The 19,292-nt window shown below is 44.1% G+C and carries 21 protein-coding genes and 1 other annotated feature; of the genes, 6 read left to right on the top strand and 15 right to left on the bottom strand.

Features of this window, described 5'->3' with window-relative positions; genetic code table 11:
• Positions 1 to 47: 47 nt before the first annotated feature.
• The 5 genes from IGI72_RS06135 to IGI72_RS06115 form a co-directional block, all read right to left on the bottom strand.
• Entirely contained in the window at positions 48 to 863 is an 816-nt protein-coding gene (locus IGI72_RS06135; protein ID WP_015509354.1) for a carbohydrate ABC transporter permease, read from the bottom strand.
• 21 nt (positions 864 to 884) lie between these two features.
• A complete protein-coding gene (locus IGI72_RS06130) occupies positions 885 to 1,769 on the bottom strand; it encodes a carbohydrate ABC transporter permease (protein ID WP_438753448.1) in 885 nt (294 codons plus the stop codon).
• 30 nt (positions 1,770 to 1,799) lie between these two features.
• Entirely contained in the window at positions 1,800 to 3,110 is a 1,311-nt protein-coding gene (locus tag IGI72_RS06125; protein ID WP_438753445.1) for an ABC transporter substrate-binding protein, read from the bottom strand.
• Between the two features lie 169 nt (positions 3,111 to 3,279).
• Positions 3,280 to 4,392 (bottom strand): NADH-dependent flavin oxidoreductase, encoded by a 1,113-nt coding sequence (locus tag IGI72_RS06120; protein ID WP_438753442.1) that lies wholly within the window; start codon positions 4,390 to 4,392, stop codon positions 3,280 to 3,282.
• A 172-nt stretch (positions 4,393 to 4,564) separates the two neighbouring features.
• The gene (locus IGI72_RS06115; RefSeq protein ID WP_010747832.1) at positions 4,565 to 4,936 is read right to left on the bottom strand and encodes a MarR family winged helix-turn-helix transcriptional regulator; all 372 of its coding nucleotides are present in this window, start codon (positions 4,934 to 4,936) and stop codon (positions 4,565 to 4,567) included.
• Between the two features lie 308 nt (positions 4,937 to 5,244).
• Here IGI72_RS06115 and IGI72_RS06110 point away from each other — a divergent pair, with 308 nt between their 5' ends.
• Entirely contained in the window at positions 5,245 to 5,904 is a 660-nt protein-coding gene (locus IGI72_RS06110) for a hypothetical protein (protein WP_438753440.1), read from the top strand.
• Positions 5,905 to 5,947: 43 nt separating this feature from the next.
• Here the strand turns inward: IGI72_RS06110 and IGI72_RS06105 are convergent, their stop codons facing one another.
• The 10 genes from IGI72_RS06105 to IGI72_RS06060 all read right to left on the bottom strand — a co-directional run bounded on the left by IGI72_RS06105 (position 5,948) and on the right by IGI72_RS06060 (position 15,821).
• On the bottom strand, positions 5,948 to 7,324 hold the full coding sequence (locus IGI72_RS06105) for a TrkH family potassium uptake protein (protein WP_034868417.1): 1,377 nt from the start codon (positions 7,322 to 7,324) through the stop codon (positions 5,948 to 5,950).
• Between the two features lie 78 nt (positions 7,325 to 7,402).
• Positions 7,403 to 8,032, bottom strand: a complete 630-nt coding sequence (locus tag IGI72_RS06100; RefSeq protein ID WP_010747829.1) for a V-type ATP synthase subunit D — start codon at positions 8,030 to 8,032, stop codon at positions 7,403 to 7,405.
• Entirely contained in the window at positions 8,013 to 9,410 is a 1,398-nt protein-coding gene (locus IGI72_RS06095) for a V-type ATP synthase subunit B (RefSeq protein WP_010747828.1), read from the bottom strand. The genes IGI72_RS06100 and IGI72_RS06095 overlap by 20 nt, the downstream gene beginning before the upstream one ends.
• The gene (locus IGI72_RS06090; RefSeq protein ID WP_086292067.1) at positions 9,394 to 11,181 is read right to left on the bottom strand and encodes a V-type ATP synthase subunit A; all 1,788 of its coding nucleotides are present in this window, start codon (positions 11,179 to 11,181) and stop codon (positions 9,394 to 9,396) included. The genes IGI72_RS06095 and IGI72_RS06090 overlap by 17 nt, the downstream gene beginning before the upstream one ends.
• A 15-nt stretch (positions 11,182 to 11,196) precedes the next feature.
• Positions 11,197 to 11,505, bottom strand: a complete 309-nt coding sequence (locus IGI72_RS06085; protein ID WP_005225570.1) for a V-type ATP synthase subunit F — start codon at positions 11,503 to 11,505, stop codon at positions 11,197 to 11,199.
• Positions 11,495 to 12,481, bottom strand: a complete 987-nt coding sequence (locus IGI72_RS06080) for a V-type ATPase subunit (RefSeq protein ID WP_074535045.1) — start codon at positions 12,479 to 12,481, stop codon at positions 11,495 to 11,497. The genes IGI72_RS06085 and IGI72_RS06080 overlap by 11 nt, the downstream gene beginning before the upstream one ends.
• A gap of 3 nt (positions 12,482 to 12,484) precedes the next feature.
• Positions 12,485 to 13,069, bottom strand: coding sequence for a hypothetical protein (locus IGI72_RS06075; protein WP_438753437.1), 585 nt, complete (start codon positions 13,067 to 13,069; stop codon positions 12,485 to 12,487).
• Positions 13,070 to 13,082: 13 nt separating this feature from the next.
• Positions 13,083 to 13,553, bottom strand: coding sequence for a V-type ATP synthase subunit K (locus IGI72_RS06070; RefSeq protein ID WP_005225567.1), 471 nt, complete (start codon positions 13,551 to 13,553; stop codon positions 13,083 to 13,085).
• Positions 13,550 to 15,511, bottom strand: a complete 1,962-nt coding sequence (locus IGI72_RS06065) for a V-type ATP synthase subunit I (RefSeq protein ID WP_438753435.1) — start codon at positions 15,509 to 15,511, stop codon at positions 13,550 to 13,552. Before IGI72_RS06065 ends, IGI72_RS06070 begins: the two co-directional genes overlap by 4 nt.
• The gene (locus IGI72_RS06060) at positions 15,489 to 15,821 is read right to left on the bottom strand and encodes a hypothetical protein (RefSeq protein ID WP_015509344.1); all 333 of its coding nucleotides are present in this window, start codon (positions 15,819 to 15,821) and stop codon (positions 15,489 to 15,491) included. Before IGI72_RS06060 ends, IGI72_RS06065 begins: the two co-directional genes overlap by 23 nt.
• Before the next feature lie 110 nt (positions 15,822 to 15,931).
• Positions 15,932 to 15,985: a sequence feature (sodium ion sensor (DUF1646 type); this cis-regulatory element may regulate processes involved in with the transportation of sodium ions), on the bottom strand.
• A 675-nt stretch (positions 15,986 to 16,660) separates the two neighbouring features.
• Here IGI72_RS06060 and IGI72_RS06055 point away from each other — a divergent pair.
• The 5 genes from IGI72_RS06055 to IGI72_RS06035 all read left to right on the top strand — a co-directional run bounded on the left by IGI72_RS06055 (position 16,661) and on the right by IGI72_RS06035 (position 19,269).
• Positions 16,661 to 16,873: a hypothetical protein gene (locus tag IGI72_RS06055; protein ID WP_438753432.1), complete on the top strand. Its 213-nt coding sequence runs from the start codon at positions 16,661 to 16,663 to the stop codon at positions 16,871 to 16,873.
• 24 nt (positions 16,874 to 16,897) lie between these two features.
• Complete coding sequence (locus IGI72_RS06050) at positions 16,898 to 17,425, top strand: GNAT family N-acetyltransferase (protein WP_422700431.1); 528 nt, start codon at positions 16,898 to 16,900, stop codon at positions 17,423 to 17,425.
• A gap of 57 nt (positions 17,426 to 17,482) precedes the next feature.
• Positions 17,483 to 17,968, top strand: a complete 486-nt coding sequence (locus IGI72_RS06045) for a tetratricopeptide repeat protein (RefSeq protein ID WP_438753428.1) — start codon at positions 17,483 to 17,485, stop codon at positions 17,966 to 17,968.
• Between the two features lie 226 nt (positions 17,969 to 18,194).
• A complete protein-coding gene (locus IGI72_RS06040) occupies positions 18,195 to 18,566 on the top strand; it encodes a hypothetical protein (protein WP_015509341.1) in 372 nt (123 codons plus the stop codon).
• 118 nt (positions 18,567 to 18,684) lie between these two features.
• On the top strand, positions 18,685 to 19,269 hold the full coding sequence (locus tag IGI72_RS06035; protein ID WP_087627182.1) for an AAA family ATPase: 585 nt from the start codon (positions 18,685 to 18,687) through the stop codon (positions 19,267 to 19,269).
• Positions 19,270 to 19,292: the final 23 nt, after the last annotated feature.

Raw genomic sequence — 19,292 nt, 5'->3', positions numbered from 1 at the left:
AGCCTTCCCCAACCTTTTGGAGAAGTAGCCAAGCTGGTTATTGCTACTTATAGTTTCAAAGAACCGGTCATGCCTTTCACAAAGCCTTTTTGCATAAACAAAAACAATACCAACGTTGGGATCGTTGCAATCACGATCGCCAGCATTTGAACGCCATAATTTGGTACGTAACTGGCTGACGATAAATTGGAAATTAGCAATGTCATGGTTTGACGACTTTCCGTTTGCAAAAAGACCAAGGGTAGCAAATAACTGTTCCATGCGTTCATAAAGGCGTAGATGGCAGCGGCAGCATATGTCGAGCGCATCATAGGAAAAACGATTCGGAAAAATATCGTGTACTCTGTTGCCCCCTCGATGCGACTCGCATCTAAAATACCGTCAGGGAAAGACTTGAAGTTCTGGCGAAAAAAGAAAATCAGAAACAGGTTATTGACCAATGGCAAAATGACCGCCACGTGCTGATTGACTAGCTGCATTCCTGCCATCATCTTAAACAAAGGGATCACCAAAGTTGCCAGCGGCACCATCATACATAACAGAAAAACCGCATAAATCCCTTCGCTCGCCCGCGTTCGAAACTTCTCAAATCCAAAGGCAGCCAAAGAAGTGACCAGTAGACTGACGAGGACGGTGATCAATGAAATCTTGATGGAATTCCACATGATCAATGGGATGTCGTAATTGCTGAACAGCACCTGAAAATTGCTTGCTAGCTGATTCCCAAAAGTCAGCTTCCCTTCGGCAACTTGATTGGCGGTATTGGTAGAGCCCACCATCATCCAGTAAAACGGAAAAATCGAAAAAAACGAGACGATCAGTAAAAATCCATATTTTATGCATCCACTTAAAGTAACTTTCATAGCTGCTCCTTTCTATCGCTTTTATTGATTCGTTTTCGCGAGTTTCAACTGGATCACAGATAAAAGAGCGATGATGATCACTAAGACCCACGACAGCGTAGCCGAATACCCAAAATTTGACGTATAGACAAAGGAGTGATTATAGATCAGTTGAGCGACAGTCAACGTCTCATTGGAGGGGCCACCACCTATTAGATTCACCACTTCATCAAAGAGTTGGATCGTCCCAATGGTGGAGGTGATGGTTGTGAAAACGATCACCGGCTTCAGTTGCGGGATCACTACGAAAAAGAACTTTTGAAACCCATTCGCCCCATCGATCGCAGCAGCTTCTAAAGTGTCATCCGAGATATTTTGCAATCCTGCCAAATAAAAAATCATGTTATAGCCTGTCCAACGCCAGCACAGGGCAATAATAACGGTCAGTTTTGCTAGAAGCGGATTATTTAGCCAATCTAGCGGTTGCGTGATCAAGCCAATGTTCAGCAGCCCTTGATTAACGATCCCGCCAATTTGAAACATCATTTTAAATAAAACTGCATAGGAAACCAGCGAGGTTACACAGGGTAGAAACAACGCTAATTTAAAGAAGGAGCGTCCTACAAGCTTCGGCGTGTTCAAAACAAACGCTAGCAGAAGACCCAACAACACCATGATCGGTACTTGAAAGATCAGAAAGATAAAATTATTGAGTAAAGCTTTTTGAAAAATCGTATCCTGCAGCATGCGCAGGTAATTTCCGAAGCCGACAAAAACCGATTGCAGTCCCTGCATCCGATGCAGGGAAAGGTATAAGGAATAGACGATGGGATACAGCAAAAAGACACTACTGAATACTAAAGAAAGGCCAATAAATCCCCAGACTTGTTGGTTTTTGGGGCGCTTTTTTCTGATCGTATTTTGCATATTCATCACTCCTTAAGCAACACAAGTCGGCTATTCGCCGACTTGCATCTTGTAGGTGTTTTCTGCTTCCGTCAACATATCCTCTAAGGACATGGCACCATCAAAATAGCTTTGCATTCCCCCACGCAAGGCATCCACTGCCGCTTGGGTATTTACCCCGTAATCAACGGCGGGGATGTCCGCCATCCAACTAGAGAAATCTTTATAGATTGGGGCGTCATTAAAGAAAGGATCTTCATATTGAAAAGCTTCTCCTTCTTGTGAGGGTAGGTAAGTCCCCACTGCCCCATTTTCTACTAAAATCTCTTGATAGAATTCATCATTCCCAGCAAATTCTTGTTTAAGAAAATCAATGGCCAACGCTTTATTTGGTGAGTCATTGAGCACCAACCAGCTAGAACCACCCAAGTTCGAGTAAGGTGTCGCTCCAGACACTGTCTCTAATTGAGGAAGATTCGTATAGCCCCATTTTCCTTTTTGATCTTCTGCGGAGCGGATCGTCGCTGAAAACCAGATGGCTGAATTGACTGCTGCCACTTCTCCACTCGTCACTGCACCGATCCCTTCTGGCGCAAAATAATCTACTGGTTTTGCCAACTCTTTTTCTTCGATCGTCTTCAGGATCGGCAGCATTTCACGAATAGCAGGATTGTCTTTCAAGAATATGTTTCCGTCTTCATCAAAATACCATAATCCGGCTGACTGCATCGCCATCTGGATATAATGAGTGCCGCGATTTGGAATAAACGCGACGAACCATTTCCCCGTTTTTTCTTTGACTGTCTCACCAATCTCCACAAATTTGGACCAGGTTAGATTGGTGAGTTCACTTTCATCGATCCCCGCTTCACTTAAATAATCTTTGCGGTAGTAGAGTCCAGCAGAACCTGAATCAAAAGGAACCGCATAAACGCCTTCTTGATAGGTCGCATTCGTTACTTTGTAAGGAGCAAATTGGTCAAAGTCAATGTCTTCCGATAATTCTGCAAATTTTCCTTCGTAGTTCAGCAAATAGTTCTGCACGTCATAGTCATCCATCAAAACGATGTCAGGCAAACCTTCGGAGACCCCTGAAGTAAAGGATGAAACCATTTTTTGCTTGGTATCCTCGTTGGACATCTCGACAACATTAAGGTCGATTGCGTCATTGTCCGCATTGTAATATTCCCCGGCTTTTTCCATAATTGGAATATTAAAATTTGTGTCCCAAGCCCAAACAGTTAGCGTATTCTCATCTGTACTGGCAAAATCTTGTGAATCTGCTGGTTCTTGATTTCCTCCACAACCAGCGAACAACACCCCTGTGACAATTACTAGCAAGAACAAGCTACTTTTTTTCATTTTTCTCCTCCAATATGATTCTCTCCTCATCCCCGATAGCATAAAAATAAAGTAAGCGCTTACCATTACACCAATTATAAAGAATGATGGTCATAATTGAAAATAATTGGATCGTTCCTCTCGTTTTACCAAAAAACCACCTTCGCCCAAGGCAAAGGTGGTTGTCTGCTTATTTTTCTTCATTTAGGCGATCTGGCATCATGTTTTCCATAAAACCCCAAACGCCGTTTTGTAATACGAGTTCCTCACGTTCGTAAGGAGAAACCGTGGTGCGGATCAATTCATCTTGACCGTCTAAGACTTTTTGTCCCCAATGAGGATCGATCAACAATGCCCGGCCCACTGCTACAAAGTCTGCATGTTCTAGCAATCCCGCGGCATCTTTCGATGTTCGGACATCCCCTACACCAATCAAAGGAACCCGCTGAGCGATTTTTTCATAGACATACGCCAACATCGATTTTGCTTGGTACGCTTTTGAAATCGATTTGCGGGTATAATCCGCAAGGGAGATGTGCAGATAGTCTAATCCTTTTTCTGCCAGTTGGTCCACTAAGAACAACGTATCTTCAAAGCGAATCCCTGGTTCTTCGAATTCTTCCGGTGAAAAACGATAACCGATGATAAACTCCTTCACACCTGATTGGTCCACTGTTTCCAATACTTCATCGACGAGCTTCTCAATAAAACGATAACGGTTCTCTAGTGAGCCACCCCATTCATCGGCTCGACGATTTGAGTGCGGAGAAAAGAATTGTTGGATCAAATACGTATTGGCTCCGTGGAGTTCTACGCCATCAAACCCCGCCTTGATCGCCCGTTCGGTAGCTTTTTTAAAGTTTTCAATAATCGTTAAAATCTCATCTACTGTGACTTCTCGGGGAACCTGGGCATTTGGTCGTTCGGCAGCAACTGCGCTAGCAGAAATCGGTTGTGTTCCTCGTAGGACCGAGTCATCCGTCATCCGACCGGCATGAAAAATCTGTAAAATAGCTTTGGTCCCATTGGTTTTGATGGTGCTGGCTAATTTACTTAATCCAGGTAAAAAGGCATCGTCGTAAGCGCCTAATTCCCCTTCCCAGCCCTTGCCATCTTCTTGGACATTGGCTGCCGCTGTGATGACTGCTCCGACTTCCCCAGAGCGTAAGCCATAGTAAGCCAACTCATCTTTCGTAATCACCCCATCAAAGAAGGACATCTTGGTCGTCATTGGTGCCATAATGATTCGATTTTTCAACTGCAATCCGCGCTTAAATGTTGCTTTGTCTGTTACATTTCGCATGGGTTTCCCACCTTTTCCATTGGATTCATTTCGCTTTGTGGATCTGACTGGCTTAGTTTTTCAAGGAGATCCTTAAAGCAAATCGGTGCATCTTTTTTCCCTTTATCAAAATATACATGCACATGCATCTATATTACAAAAGAATCAAGGAGAAAACAAGTGAAAAACATCATTAGTCCAGCATTTCCTCCAAGACTTTTTCAAAAACGACTTTTGAACGCTGCAGTTTCTTTTCCCCAGATTGGGTCAAATCAATATAGATCCCCCGCTTATCATCTTGACAAGAATGCCGTTCGATCACACCGCACAGCTTGTCTTCCATGCGCATGATCATACGTGACATCGCACTTTGACTCAGATCAAAATGGGCGATCAAATCATTGAGGCGCATGCTATGATTGGGGGTCTTTTCTAAGTAATAAAGCACGTAATACTCATTCAAAGACAGATTGCTTTCTGCTTTGAGGGCTTGCTCCAAACGAGCTTCGATCGCTTGATGCTGATTCGTAAAGGCTAACCATTGCCCCATCCGTTCTTTTTCCATCCTCTTCACCACCCATTCTTCTATACCAAGGTATTTTAATCTAGATCCCTGCGTTACGCAAGTCGCCAGAAAAGGCTAACACTTTATTATGCAAAATTAGCCAGCTACTGCGGGCGTTCATGAATGTTTTATGATAGAATTGACGAAAAATTCAGCAAAATCTTCCTATTCTTTTTCAGTGTTCTGGACTACAATATCTTTAACACCAAAGAATATTTAAACACTATATCAACATAATTGTGCATTTTCACACAATAATTTGTTTTTTTTAGATGTTTTAGTATTCGTAGGAAAGGATGAAACAAACGATGAAAAAAACAATTTCTTTGATTGGGACACTGACGCTGGTCAGTGTGGGGCTTTTGACAGGCTGTGACAACGAAAAAGATACCGCGCAATCAACCAGCGAGCTAAGCCAAAGTCTTGTATCTACTGAAAGCAAGCAAAGCACGACGATGCAAACGACTGAAAGCAGCTCCTTAGCGTCAACCTCTACTTCAGAAACTTCAACCTCAAGCCAGCAATCGACGGACCACTCTGACGCAACGCAAACGACAGCAAGCTCAGTATCCACCAACGAGTTTCCATATGCCGTTGATCTTTCCCAATATGGCCCTTCACTGACTTTTTATTTCCATGGCGTCAATGTACCAGATGCTGTCACGATTCAAAATACGAGCCCATTGATCATTTCGATCGACGACAGCGCAAGCTATGAAGCACAAGTCGATACGATCGCAACAAAAGAGATTCGCATCTTTTCAGCAAATGACAATGGGATTCGCACCGTAAAAGTGAACACTCAATTGACCTTTGCAAAAGGGATCACTTCCAATGGAAATCCTGATTTTAGCCACAACCTGTACCTATTTACAAATAAGGAGGGTGGTCTATCTTTGATCACGCCGAACTATGCGGGGAATGTCAGCGATGACCAACGAGATGTGATGTTAGAAGTACTTCAATAAACGAAAAACAGGGAAACGAAGCGTGCTTCGTTTCCCTGTTTCGTTACCCGATCATCACGGTTTCATCTGGATATTTGTAGCCAGCTTCTTGTTTGTTGGCTTTTTTCATCAATGAAAAAGCAACGGTCATGATGCCGACTCGACCAATGAACATCAAAAAAATGATCAAAAGTTTGCCAAAAACTGACAAGTAAGGCGTCAACCCCATGGTCAACCCCACCGTTCCAAAAGCGGAAAAAACTTCAAAGGCAATGGTTGGCAACCCAAAGTTTGGGGTTTGCGGCATACTCTCAGTGATCGACAATAAGAAAATGGCTACGAAGCATAACGTCAAGGTAAGGAAGAACAACGTAAAGGCACGCGATACAGCAGATTCTTTGATCGTGCGACCAAAAACTTCCGCTCGACTGCGCCCTTTCAATAAGCTGCGGATCTTGATGATCAAGACCGCAAATGTCGTTGTCTTCAATCCCCCAGCAGTTGATCCAGAGGTGCCGCCGATATACATTAAAATCATCGTCAGCATCAAGCCTGCTTGACTCATTTGTCCGTAATCAATACTGAAAAATCCCGCGGTTCTTGGGGTGACCGCTAAGAAGAGGTATTGGAAAAAACGTTCGATGACCGAATCACCCGTGATCAACTGTGAATTGGCTTCGGTCAAAAAGAACCCTGCCGTTCCAAAAACCACCAAAACGATCATAGCGATCCATGCCAAGCGACTATGCAAGGACCGTTTTTTGGACGCCGTATGCAGGAGATCGAACCAAACGAGAAATCCCAGACCACCTGCGATGATCAAGAAACTGACGACCCCCAGAACAAATGGGTCGTTTTGAAACCCTACCATACTGTTGCCGAACAAATCAAACCCAGCATTACAAAAGGCCGAGATCGCATGAAAAACACTGTACCAAAGGCCTTGCTCCCAACCAAAACGGGGCACGAATGCAAAAGCCAGCAAGATGATCCCACTGACTTGGATCAAAAAGGCGATCCGAATCAGGTACCATGCCAAATGGATTTCTCCAGACATTCGGTCCAGATTCAATGATTCTCGCAAAATCATCCGAGTACTAAGATGGACTCTTTTTCTCGCCAAGATGTAAAAGAAGACGGGAATCGACATGAAGCCGATCCCACCGATCTCAATCAGCATCAGCAAGATCCCTTGGCCCCACAGGTTGTAATGATCGGCTACGGTCAAGGTCGAAAGACCCGTCACGCAAACAGCCGATGTGGCAGTAAACAGCGCATCTAAAAAGTTGGTGCCTTCACCACTTTGGGTGACAGCCGGCAGCATTAGCAAGCCAGTTCCTGCCAATATCAGCAAAACGAAGACCAGTGTGACGATCTGCGGAATCAAAAAGCGTTGCGATGCCAGCTTTTTTTTCAAACGATTTCTTTTTTTCATTTTCATTTCCTTTGACCTTTTGCAAAAACCAATGTCTTAGTAATCCAAGTTTATTGCATTTGTTTTTTCTCTTATCATACCATTTTATTTTGATTTATTCTTCACTTTGATCATTCTTGTTACGTTTGCTCGTTCATTTTCTTCCAGCCGCATTTTGATTCCATAAATGGCTTCTTCCAGCTCGGGAATCGTCAAATATTCTAGGGCATTGACGCGTCGGCGCGTCCGTTCGATTTCCCCTGCCATCAATTGACAGGTCTTTTCGATTTCCGTTAGCTCCAACAGCTTCGGCATAACGTCGGTAAAACGGGCGACAGCATTATCTAACGGAACATTGGAATTCAAAAAGCCGTACTCGATCGGCGCTTGCATCACCGTATCGTCGTAATCAAAATGCATCACTGGCACTTCCACACTCATAATGTTTTTCGTGGATAATTCAAGGGAGACTTCAGTTGCTGGTAAAATAAACATTTCTTCAATGTATTTTTCATTGATCGTAGCATTGGCTAAGCGAAATGCCTTCATGGCACGCTGCAATTGTTCTTCGACTTCTTTACGCAAGCGGTCATTCTTTTTGATCAATTCAATAAATTGACGCATGAGTTCGTCTTGTTTGTCTTTTAATAATTTGTGTCCGCGTTTGGCTGTCGCCAATTGTTTGCTGAGGCGCGACAGCTCCATGCGGGTTGGATTAACGGTTTTTTGCGCCATTGTTCTCCTCTCCCGGTAAGTATTCCGCCAGTAGGGCATCGCTGATCCGCTTCAGCTCGACTTTTGGCAGCATCGCCAATAATTCCCACCCTAATTCCAAAGTTTCGATAATCGAACGGTTGGTGCGATACCCTTGGTTCAAGTATTCATTTTCGAAGCGTTCCGCAAATTTGGCATAGGTTTTATCTACTTCCGACAATGCCGATTCTCCTAAAACGACTGCCAATTCCTTGGCTTGCTTTCCTTGAGCATAGGCAGAAAACAACTGGTTCATCGTTGCGGCATGGTCTTTACGGGTTTTTCCTTCACCGGTCCCTTTATCTTTTAACCGTGACAATGACGGCAAGACATCGATGGGCGGCTGGATGCCGTTTTTATACAAATCACGAGACAAGATGATTTGTCCTTCGGTGATATAGCCGGTCAAATCGGGAATCGGATGTGTTTTGTCATCTTCTGGCATGGTCAAAATCGGCAGCTGGGTCACTGAACCTTTCAAGCCGCGAATCCGTCCCGCACGTTCATATAACGTGGATAGATTGGTATAAAGATACCCAGGATAACCCCGACGTCCTGGCACTTCACGACGAGCAGAGGAGATCTCCCGCAAAGCTTCACAGTAGTTGGTCATATCCGTCATGATCACCAAGACATGCATGCCCTTTTCATAAGCCAAGTATTCGGCTGCCGTCAGTGCCATTCGGGGAGTAGCGATCCGCTCGATCGCTGGGTCATTGGCTAGATTCATAAAGACGACAGAATGGTCGATGGCGCCAGTTTGACGAAAATCTTCCATGAAATATTCTGCTTCTTCAAAGGTGATCCCGATGCCAGCAAACACAACAGCGAAATCGTCTTCCGAGTTCAACACTTGTGCTTGACGCGCAATTTGCGAAGCCAATTCTTTATGAGGCAGACCAGAACCAGAAAAAATCGGCAGTTTTTGTCCCCGAACGAGCGTATTCAAGTGGTCGATCGATGAGATCCCCGTTTGAATAAACTCATCAGGATAATCCCGCGCTGCTGGATTGATCACTTCGCCGTTGATGTCCATAAATTTTTCTGGGACGATCTCTACTCCGCCATCTTTAACCCGACCTAAACCGTCAAAGACTCGCCCGATCATTTGCTCGGAAACGCCTAATTCCAAAGGATGTCCTAAGAAACGCACCGCAGATTCCCGCAAATTGATCCCGCCGGTTCCTTCAAAAATTTGGACCAACGCTTTGTCTTCTTGGATCTCCAGTACTTGTCCTTGCCGCGTTTCGCCGTTTTGCATGCGGACTTCGATCAACTCTTCGTATTTGACACCGGAGACGCGATCGACGGCCATCAATGGTCCGACGACTTCTCCAATCGTTTTATATTCCTTGATCATCGGTGCGGTCTCCTTTCTGTAAAATTTCTTTCATCGTTGCTTTGATCTCTTGATGTAAAGCAGGAATTTTTGCTAATTCCGTTTCAGGCAAGTACTTCATACGTGCCACTTTGTCTCGCAATTCTTCGGTTCCTGCATAGATTTCTGAAAGATACGCACCTAGTGTCAACGCATCTTCCGCTTCTTTGTGGAGCAGCAAGATCGTTTCCAGCATTTTGAACTGCTTTTCACGAGAGGTAAACGTATCGACGTCGTCAAAAGCGTTTTGCTGCAAGAAATCTTCTCTCAATGATTTGGTGGTTTCCAGCAATAACTGATCTTTTTCGGACAAAGCGTCGATGCCGACAAGTCGAACGATCTCTGACAACTCAGATTCTTTTTGCAGCATCCGCATGGCTTCTGTTACTTGTTTGGACCAATCTACTTGCATTTGTTGGTCCAAAAAGGCACCCAATTCGTTTTCGTATAATGAATAGCTCTTCAACCAATCGATCGATGGAAAATGACGCTTTTGCGCTAAAGTGGCATCTAAGCCCCAAAAGACTTTTACGACCCGCAACGTATTTTGGGTAACTGGTTCTGAAATATCGCCGCCTGATGGTGAAACGGCGCTGATGGCAGTGATACTGCCTTCTTGATCAGAACCTAAGCAAATCGCTTTTCCAGAACGCTCATAATACTCTGCCAAGCGGCTGCCTAAGTAAGCTGGATACCCTTCATCCCCAGGCATTTCTTCCAGACGACCAGACATTTCTCGCAGTGCTTCTGCCCAACGTGAGGTGGAATCCGCCATGATCGCCACTGAATACCCCATGTCTCGGAAGTATTCCGCAATCGTGATCCCAGTATAAATCGACGCTTCCCGAGCGGCTACCGGCATATTGGAGGTGTTAGCGATCAACACGGTTCTCGCCATTAAAGATTCACCACTACGAGGGTCGATCAACTCTGGAAACTCGTTCATTACATCGGTCATTTCATTGCCGCGTTCGCCGCAGCCGACATAGACGACCAGATCGACATCCGCCCATTTGGCGATTTGGTGCTGAACAACAGTTTTCCCTGCACCAAAAGGTCCTGGAACGGCTGACGCCCCGCCTTTAGCGATTGGAAAGAAGGTGTCGATCACTCGCTGACCAGTAATCATTGGTTCGACTGGATTCAGTTTTTGCTTTACTGGACGGCTATGACGAACGGGCCATTTTTGCAGCATCGTGAAAGACCGTTCTCCTTTGGGTGTATCTAAAACATAAATCGTTTCATCGATGGTAAATTCCCCCGCATAAACAGCCTTGACTGTTCCTGAAACGCCATGAGGAACCATGATCTTGTGATTGATCAAGGGTGTTTCTTGCACGGTGCCGATGACCATCCCGGTACTGACTACTTCGCCGACTTCGACTGTCGGTACAAAGGGCCACTTTTTCTCATGATCCAACGCAGGCAATTGCACCCCACGCGTCAAGAAGTTGCTTTGGGTGACAGACATGAAGGTTTCTAAGGGACGTTGGATGCCATCAAACATTTGTGACATGATCCCAGGCGCCAATTCGACGGATAGCGGTTCACCGGTGGTTTCGACTGGTTCACCAGGTCCGATCCCAGACGTTTCTTCATAGACTTGGATCGAAGCGACGTCGCCGCGCATTTCGATGATCTCACCGACCACGCCTAAATCTCCTACATAACAGATATCTTCTAAACTTGCATGGCCCATATTTTTGGCTAGCACCAATGGACCAGATACTTTAATAATTGTTCCTTTTTCCACAACATCGGCTCCTCTCTATAGTATGTTTTGTCCAACTGCTTTTTCGACATTTTCTTGAATCATTCGCTTGCCGATTCCTCGGGAACCATCATAATCAGGAATCAAGATGACTGCAGGTGTCATTTTTTGTTGGACTTTTGCTAATTCATCGGGAATCAGCTCGGCACATTTTTCAGTCAGGTAGATGATCGTACTGTTCTTCATTAATTTTGCCAGCGCCTGCTTCACTTCTTTTTCTTCCGAGGCATAGCAAACCTGAAAGCCAAATAATTGAAAAGGAATGACGGATTCTTTCTCGCCGATTACGCCGATTTTATGAGTCATAGTGCCGCATCCTTTCTCTGAGTTGTTCTTCCGTAAAGCCACTGCGTTTGCCTACTAGCAAGATACGCAGATTTTGCAGTTCCAAAACCTTAGCATTCAAAAATGCGAGTAAAGGCAGTGGTCCTAAAGCATCTGTTTGGGCTTGGCCATAGCTTTCTGTGATCAAATTGTCTTGCAAAAGTGCCAAGCCAGCAAAGTCGATCACCTGTTCATGAATCAAAGGCCGCAACACTTCCTGATAATCACTTTCTAATAAGAAGGCTAAAAAGTCACTATAGGACGCATCCGCAAACGCTAAAAATTCTTCTTTCGGGATACTGCCGACACTCACTAAGACTGCCTCCATAAAACTACGCGATCGTTTTTGAAGTACACAACGAGCGGCAATCGTTATATTGGTCAGATCGATCATCTTGATGACAGCTTCTTGTAGCTCAGGGATCTTGATTTCATCTGCCAGTCGCCGTTGTTCATGTAAATACCGGCGATCGTAAATGATATCGATGCCTTGCAGCACGGCGCCGCCTTCTAAGTACTCCCGCACTTCTTGGATCGTAGTCACGATTTTCTCAGGCAATACCTCTGAGGTTCCCGTTTTGATGGCGGTCCGACACTCATCGATCGTGTAAAAACCATCTTCGATCAGTAGATGATCATAATCTTTTCCAGTGACTGACTCTTTGGTCAAGACTTTTAGATTATGGAAAGTAAAAGGCATCATATACAGTCGGAGGATCTCTTGATCAGGAACCAGCTCGGCCAATTCTTTGATCGTCTTTAACAATTCTTCATCGAGATAGGTTTCGAATCGTTCATGAAAATCTGGCTTCAAATAGCGTTGATAATGGGTCTGCTGCAAGACAGCTTCGACTTCAGCAAACCCTTCTGCCGCAATCATTTGTTCGACTTCTTGCGGCTTTAGCAACGTCATCTCTTTCAGCCGAATGATTGGATTCAATTGATGATAGTTCCTCATGGATCAACCTCCTTGTTGTATGATCTGCAACCACCGTTCCCGGGTTTCTTTCTTGTATTCATCAAGCAAAACCTGATAGGTAAAATTGTATTGAATGCCGTTGTCATCCACCAAAAAGCCTGCTTCTGTCAATGGTGCGCCTGCTTTGATTTGATACGGTAGTTTTGATTGACAAGACGTAAGCCAAGCGGCATCTAGATGGTCTGCTTGCTCAGGACCAGCGTGGAAGGTCACCGTCCCGCTGATCGGCAGCTGTTGCAGCACATTTTCAGCAAATGACTGCAGCTCTTCTGGCGTCCAGGCAACCATTTGTTGATACGCTTGCTCAAAAAGTTGTGTCAGGTATTCGTTTTGTTTCACCATTTGCTGCTGCTTAGCGGCACTTGCTTGGCGATTTTGCGCTTGCTGATATTTTTTTTCGGCTTGCTTTTTTGCTTGCTGGGCACGAAGCTGCAAGTCCGACTCTTTTTTCGCCCAGTCACGTGCCATCGTTTCACTGATCCTAGCACGTTCAGCGGCAGCCAAACGTTCCCGTTTTGTCTGCGCTTCTTGGTCTAGTTCAGCAATCATTTTGTCGATTGCATCCATACCTTCGCCCCCTTTAAATCGTTCCTAAAAGTAAGAAAGAAATAACAAAGCCTAAGATGGCATACATCTCAACCATTACTGAGAACATGACCCCTTTAAAGAAATGCTCTGGTTTCTTCGCTAAAATTTGAATCCCAGCTGCAGCGACCTTCCCTTGGGCCATTCCTGAGAATAAGCCAGTAAAGGCAACTGGCAGTGAGGCCATCAAGTACGCCATACCAGTCACTGTCGACATTTCACCACTTAAGCTACCATAGATCATAAACGCAATAACGAATCCGTAAAGTCCTTGCGTTCCGGGAAGCAATTGTAAAATCAAGGCTTGTCCAAACTTCTCCGGCTGATTCGTCGTTAAGGCTGCCGCTGCTTCACCAGTTTGGCCCACCCCTTTGGCTGAACCGATCCCAGAAAAGATCGTAGCGATCCCCATTCCGATAATTGCAAACACCATACCACCATTATTATTAATTAAGTAATCAATCATTTATTGTCTCCTCCATTTTCTTTATCAAAATCAACGTATTTCTCACTTGGCTTAAAGGTTTCAAATTGGCGCCCCCCACCAGTGAAAAATTTTCCGAAAAACTCTACATATTGTAAACGAGCGGCATGCACATACGCACTCAGTAACGATAAAAAGATGTTTAAAGCTTGTAGGACAACCAATAAGAGAATGCCTACAGAAAAACGAGCGGCTGGCGGCAAATAGCCCACCAATAAGTTGAAGGCTGCTGCGATACTCCCACCAGAGATCCCTAATGCCATCAAGCGGCTATAGCTGACAAAGTCGCCGATGTAACTGGTCACACCGTACAAGTCATACAAGCCTAAAAAGAAGCCGCCCACTTTGGTTTTCCCTTTCAGAATCGGTACCACGATGATCAATAAGGCACTAAAGCCTGCTAAAATCAAGCCGACGGTTGTTAGTGCTGGGACATCGATCAAAAGATTGCCTGCGGCTGCCACTAAAAGACCACTCAAAAGTCCTAGCCACGCAAAGCCTTCGTTGACTGCACCTAAAAGATCCTTTTTGCGGATATTTTCTTTGGCTGCTAAATAAAGGCCTGTAAACAGTTGGATCCCACCAAAAATCATGGATAGACCAAAGATCGCCATAAAATCTTCGGAGGGCGATAAAAGTTGGAAGGGCAATGTAGCACCAAAGAAGGAGCCGTAGATTGCGCCCCAAATCATAGTTGGCACAGACAAAATCTGGAACAATTTCAGAAACCGTTTGGTCCCTTTGGGCAAACGCAAGGCGTGTAGCCCAATCGTGGTCGCGACAGCCATTAATGCACCATAACCTAAGTCAGCCACCATCATACCAAAGAAAACATAGTAAAAAGGCGTCATCCATGGGGTTGGATCGATCTCATCGTATTTTGGCAAGCTGTACATTTCCGTCAACATTTCAAAGGGTTGAATAAACGAGGCGTTTTTTAGTTTCGTTGGCACTTGATTGGCAGCGATCTCCTCTGCAGTGGGTTCTTCAAATGAATAGTAAATCTCGTTGGCAAAGGATTCTTGGACCATTTCCGCCACTAACGGCTGATCCTTTTCTGCGATCCAGCCGCGCAAGAGGGCAAAGGTCTGACCAGCTGCTAAGCGCTGTTGCATCATTGCCCGATTCTCACGAGTCAAAAACAGTTCTTCCGCTTGCTGCATCAGGAACAGCCGTTGTTTGTGCTGACTGATTTCTGTAATCAGTTCTTTGCGCTGCTGCGTCAAGGAAGTCAAGGCTTGTTTCGTATTTTGCAAAACCACTTTTGGTGATTCGGATGTCAGGCCAGTTTCTTTCTTCACCCCATATCGGTGAAACAATTGGAACACTTGCTCTTCGATCGCTGTTAAAAACAGGCAGCTGAAATTGACTTTTTTGGGTTCAGAATAGATCACTTCGATATGAACCTCTTCCAATTGACGCAAGGCTTCAGCTAGATCTTCCCAGCGTGGACCTTCGACACTCCCAGCAAAAAAACTTGTATGTGCAGGCGCTTCGATCTCCAAGGGGACGTCAAGATTTTGCCATTGTGTCGCCCATTCTTCCGACTGCGTCGCTGCTTCGATCGCTTCGATCGTCTCTACCCAGCGCTCCTGCAAATTCTCGACTTCAACCAGCTCCGTTAATGCTGCTGCTTCATCGAAGCTTGTTTCAAAGTCCGACAGCCGCAAGGCATCTCGTTGCCATTCCGTGCCTTTTTTCGCATCACCATTTTGACGAATAAAGCGGATCGCTTCTTGCAGTCGACGAATCATTGGTTGATGAGAAGCACCTTCTGGGGTGGCTCCTGCAAAAAATTCCCGCAGCCAAGTTTCGTTCGCTTCCTGCTCAAATACGTTCTCGATTTCAACAAACTGCATCGTTTGCAGCTTCGTCAATAACCTTTCTTGGTAGTGCTTCGGGGTGATCAACGTTAGTTTATTTAGTTTGGTTACTGCCATAAGTCCCGATCACTCCTTCAACGATCTGTTGAACCGCTTGCTCTTGGAAGCTTTGCATATTTTTTTGGTAACGATCTAACACTTGCTGGTTCTCTTTTGCCAGCTGCTGCTTTTGTGCTGCTAGTGACTGTTGCAACTGCTCTTCGATTGTTGCTTGTTCTTGAGCAAGCGCCTCTTCCAAAGCGGCTGATCGCTCTTGCAATGCTTGTTGCTGCTGCGCTTCTTCCGACTGCAATTCTTTTTTCAAAGCGCGCAATTGCTGTTCATTGGCTTCTTCTGCTTCTCGTAAACGAGTCAAAGCTTCTCTCATCGATTCCCCTCCTATAATGATTTGTATTCTCAACTGAAAAATAAACAAAAAAAGCATACCTCGCGAAGAAGTATGCTGATATGAAAAAAGGCCAGCATTCCTCCAAGAATGTTTGCCTCACCCCTTGGCAAACCTGATCCTTGAAGCATAAAAAATGCTCAACCTTTGTCTATTTTATTTTTCAATTCCTGAACTATTATAGCAAAAAACGGCGTTCTATTCAAGTGAAATCATCTTTTGTGAGAAAAAACCGTTTTTCACCTATTACTGATTCACTTACTACCTGCCCAACTTTCCACCTAACATTTGCCAGGGATCGGATTGTTCTTACTAAATTGAAATCGGTCAAAATCAATTTAAGACTTAGAATGGTATGAATGAAGAACGTTGAGATTTTTTGAAAATGCTAGACATCATTTGATTGGTACCCAAAAGGAGATAACAGTTCCAACAACCCATTCGATCCCTGACAAATCTTAAGTGAGAAGTTCGCTTATTTCGCTTCTCTTTTTATCGGTGGCAGCGGTTGGCCCTTTTCTTCACAAATGAAATAACCGCCTCGATAAAGGCATGTGTAAATTTTACCTGGTTCCATTGTTAAAGGAAGCCCATTTTTTAAATACATCGGTTTTCTTTCCATTGTGCTCACCTTGTCTTTCGTGGGAAAATCAGTCAAAATAAAAAACAACAGCTATTTCTAATCTTATCTTCAAGATTACCAAAAAATAAATCATTTTTCTAGTTTTTTAATCAAAATATCGCAACTCTATCGATTATTTTATATAAAGATGGAGATTTAACGAAGTGTGTATGTAAAGAATGAACAGGAGGAAAAAAGGATGTCAGATGAACGTTGGTTTCAAATTAGAAGAAAGCGAAACATCGAATTGGTTCTTTGTTTGCTTGTCGTCCTGCCGATGGTCTATGGCTTATGGTTTCAGCTCGTTTTTTTGATCCACTACATGTCGTTTTTGTTTCTGGTAGCTGTCTTCACTGCAATCTACGAAGGAAGTCGTTGGATCTGGGCTTTCATTAGAAAAAAACGAGCGTGAAAAAGCTTGGCTCTGCTATAATAAATGAAACGAGCTGAGAGGAGTGCTTCTATGAAACGAATCATTATGGCTTGTGACTTACAACATGCCCCCAAAACTTTACAAGAATCCGCCCTTTCTTTTGAGCCTTTTCTCCCGAATTCTCGAAATGTCGCAGAGCTTTTTTATTCCGCCTATCATGAAACGACAGATGACGAAGGGGAATCGCTTGCTGACTGGCAAAGAGAGCTGAGAGAGACCGCTGACGGAAAATACGGTCCCTTGATTCCAGGGCTTTCTTTTCAGTTACAAAAGGATGATCATCCTATCGGTGCCGTAGTAACCAGCACGTTTCAAGAGCTTCCCCTGCTATTATTTGTCGTTATGGGCGCAGCCTTTAAAGGCAACGGCTTATCCAAGTTGCTGATGAAGGAAGTGATCCAACGAGCAAAAGGCATGGGACTCACTCACCTTTACCTGGTAGTAACGGTTGAAAACCAGCCAGCCTACAAGCTGTATGAAGCATGCGGTTTTTCTTTTGCGGGTGAAAGCTGGGCAGATCTTTCCCCTTAGCTATGCTTGCAAGTTATCTAAGTCATTTTCTACTATTTGAAAAGGAGCTTCCAACCAATGAATGAACGACTAGCTGCTGCGATCCAACTTCGGGCTGAAAAAAAACTGCAACAATCAAATGAACAATTGATTCAATTAGCTGCCGAAAATCCCCAAGATGCCTTTGTGCAGTACCAAACGGCTTGGAGTTATGATCTTTTAGGGGAAGAACAACAGGCAATTCCTTATTATGAACAAGCAATCGCGTTAGGGTTATCAGAAAACGACTTGCCAGATGCCTACCTAGGTCTAGGCAGCACCTATCGTGCCCTCGGCAATTATCAAAAAGCCGAAGACGTGTTTTTACAAGCGATGAAGCTATTTCCAAAAAATCATGCTTTGCAAACCTTCTATGCCATGACACTGTTTAATCTCGCCGAGTATGAGCAAGCCACTAAACGATTATTGATCCTGCTTGCCGAAACCTCTAGCGATCCAGACATCCAGTCTTACCGACAGGCACTTTTGTTTTATGCGGATAAACTCAATGAGACATGGGCATAAATATACCCCATGAAGCAGCTCCTCCGCTCCCTTTTCTCGTAAAAGGGAATCTTTCTTTTGGATATCTCGCGATCATCCTTTGCTACCACCGACTGTCCTTTGAACCTTTTCCTCCAAGCAACGCTACCCATCATTATCGAATTTTTCGATAAAAAACCAGTTGACGGCTCTCAATAAATCTGTTAGTTTATCTATGTTTTTTTAATAACAGATTGGAGGAATGACTATGCCCTTTATTGTCTATTTTTTCCTATCCTTATTGATCATTTATATTCCGACACCAACCCTTTTGCTGTTTTTTCAAAAACTCGCCTCGCAGCATGACAATCTGACGGCTTTCAGTAAACTTTTTCTATTATTGATGATCTTGCTGGATTATTACTTAAGCTATTATTGGTTAAAAAACTGCAAAGTCAAAAAAGCGCACTACCTTTATTTAGTCTTTGTCAATGTCTTCGAATGGCTGATCCACTTCTATCTTTATTCACGATTTGAAACGATCAATCTACTAGTCATTTTGTTGTTCCAGACTGTGCTTTTGTGCTGCATGGTTTTCTTCCCTCTGTCGGAGAAGTTCCGCTCATTCCTTTTTACCTAAAAAAGAGCATCTTTGGTTTCCACATATGAAAAATTCCAGCTTCTCAATCATTTCTTTCTAAGAACCAATTTACACGATAGCTCACCTTTGTTACGATTGATAAAAAGGATGTGTTGTGATGTCATTGATCGTCTTGATTGGCGCACAAGCCGCAGGGAAAATGACTGTGGGCAAAGAACTGGAAAAACGATTGGATGCAAAGCTTTTATTCAATCACCAGACCATTGATCTTTTTGCGAACTTTCTTGGCTATAGTCCCGCAGCATTCGCTTTGTCTAATCAAACACGGATCGAACTCTTCAAAGCCTTTGTTCAAAATGAAGCCAATAATACGACAAAATCAATCATTTTTACGGTCTTGATTGATTTCGATCAAGCGGGAGATTTAGCTTTTTTACAAGAGATCGCCCAACTATTTACCGATGCCCAGCAAAAGGTCTATTTTATCGAGCTAGTGGCTGATATTGAGGAACGCTTAAAGCGCAATTGCCATGAGGACCGTTTAGCCGCAAAGCCGTCAAAAAGAGCGCTGGATTTTTCTAGAAACGAGCTTTTGTCTTCGTTTGAAAACTATCGCTTAGAAAGTCTGCCACAGGAATTAGCTACCCTTTTTCCAACGATTCCTTCGCTGAAAATCAACAATACCCACTTATCACCTGATGAAGTGAGTCAAACAATTATTGCCCATTTTTCCTTGACTTAAGTGCCAAAGAAACGCCATTCTCA

It is taken from the genome of Enterococcus sp. DIV1059_2, from assembly GCF_051713685.1.
GTDB lineage: Bacteria > Bacillota > Bacilli > Lactobacillales > Enterococcaceae > Enterococcus_D > Enterococcus_D casseliflavus.
This window is presented reverse-complemented; position numbering and strand designations above follow the sequence as displayed.

What these genes read in the sequence shown, in the direction of transcription:
- IGI72_RS06135 (WP_015509354.1), bottom strand. Translation starts at nt 863, where the DNA reads ATGAAAGTTACTTTAAGTGGATGCATAAAATATGGATTTTTACTGATC.
- IGI72_RS06130 (WP_438753448.1), bottom strand. Translation starts at nt 1,769, where the DNA reads ATGCAAAATACGATCAGAAAAAAGCGCCCCAAAAACCAACAAGTCTGG.
- IGI72_RS06125 (WP_438753445.1), bottom strand. Translation starts at nt 3,110, where the DNA reads ATGAAAAAAAGTAGCTTGTTCTTGCTAGTAATTGTCACAGGGGTGTTG.
- IGI72_RS06120 (WP_438753442.1), bottom strand. Translation starts at nt 4,392, where the DNA reads ATGCGAAATGTAACAGACAAAGCAACATTTAAGCGCGGATTGCAGTTG.
- IGI72_RS06115 (WP_010747832.1), bottom strand. Translation starts at nt 4,936, where the DNA reads ATGGAAAAAGAACGGATGGGGCAATGGTTAGCCTTTACGAATCAGCAT.
- IGI72_RS06110 (WP_438753440.1), top strand. Translation starts at nt 5,245, where the DNA reads ATGAAAAAAACAATTTCTTTGATTGGGACACTGACGCTGGTCAGTGTG.
- IGI72_RS06105 (WP_034868417.1), bottom strand. Translation starts at nt 7,324, where the DNA reads ATGAAAATGAAAAAAAGAAATCGTTTGAAAAAAAAGCTGGCATCGCAA.
- IGI72_RS06100 (WP_010747829.1), bottom strand. Translation starts at nt 8,032, where the DNA reads ATGGCGCAAAAAACCGTTAATCCAACCCGCATGGAGCTGTCGCGCCTC.
- IGI72_RS06095 (WP_010747828.1), bottom strand. Translation starts at nt 9,410, where the DNA reads ATGATCAAGGAATATAAAACGATTGGAGAAGTCGTCGGACCATTGATG.
- IGI72_RS06085 (WP_005225570.1), bottom strand. Translation starts at nt 11,505, where the DNA reads ATGACTCATAAAATCGGCGTAATCGGCGAGAAAGAATCCGTCATTCCT.
- IGI72_RS06080 (WP_074535045.1), bottom strand. Translation starts at nt 12,481, where the DNA reads ATGAGGAACTATCATCAATTGAATCCAATCATTCGGCTGAAAGAGATG.
- IGI72_RS06075 (WP_438753437.1), bottom strand. Translation starts at nt 13,069, where the DNA reads ATGGATGCAATCGACAAAATGATTGCTGAACTAGACCAAGAAGCGCAG.
- IGI72_RS06070 (WP_005225567.1), bottom strand. Translation starts at nt 13,553, where the DNA reads ATGATTGATTACTTAATTAATAATAATGGTGGTATGGTGTTTGCAATT.
- IGI72_RS06065 (WP_438753435.1), bottom strand. Translation starts at nt 15,511, where the DNA reads ATGGCAGTAACCAAACTAAATAAACTAACGTTGATCACCCCGAAGCAC.
- IGI72_RS06060 (WP_015509344.1), bottom strand. Translation starts at nt 15,821, where the DNA reads ATGAGAGAAGCTTTGACTCGTTTACGAGAAGCAGAAGAAGCCAATGAA.
- IGI72_RS06055 (WP_438753432.1), top strand. Translation starts at nt 16,661, where the DNA reads ATGTCAGATGAACGTTGGTTTCAAATTAGAAGAAAGCGAAACATCGAA.
- IGI72_RS06050 (WP_422700431.1), top strand. Translation starts at nt 16,898, where the DNA reads ATGAAACGAGCTGAGAGGAGTGCTTCTATGAAACGAATCATTATGGCT.
- IGI72_RS06045 (WP_438753428.1), top strand. Translation starts at nt 17,483, where the DNA reads ATGAATGAACGACTAGCTGCTGCGATCCAACTTCGGGCTGAAAAAAAA.
- IGI72_RS06040 (WP_015509341.1), top strand. Translation starts at nt 18,195, where the DNA reads ATGCCCTTTATTGTCTATTTTTTCCTATCCTTATTGATCATTTATATT.
- IGI72_RS06035 (WP_087627182.1), top strand. Translation starts at nt 18,685, where the DNA reads ATGTCATTGATCGTCTTGATTGGCGCACAAGCCGCAGGGAAAATGACT.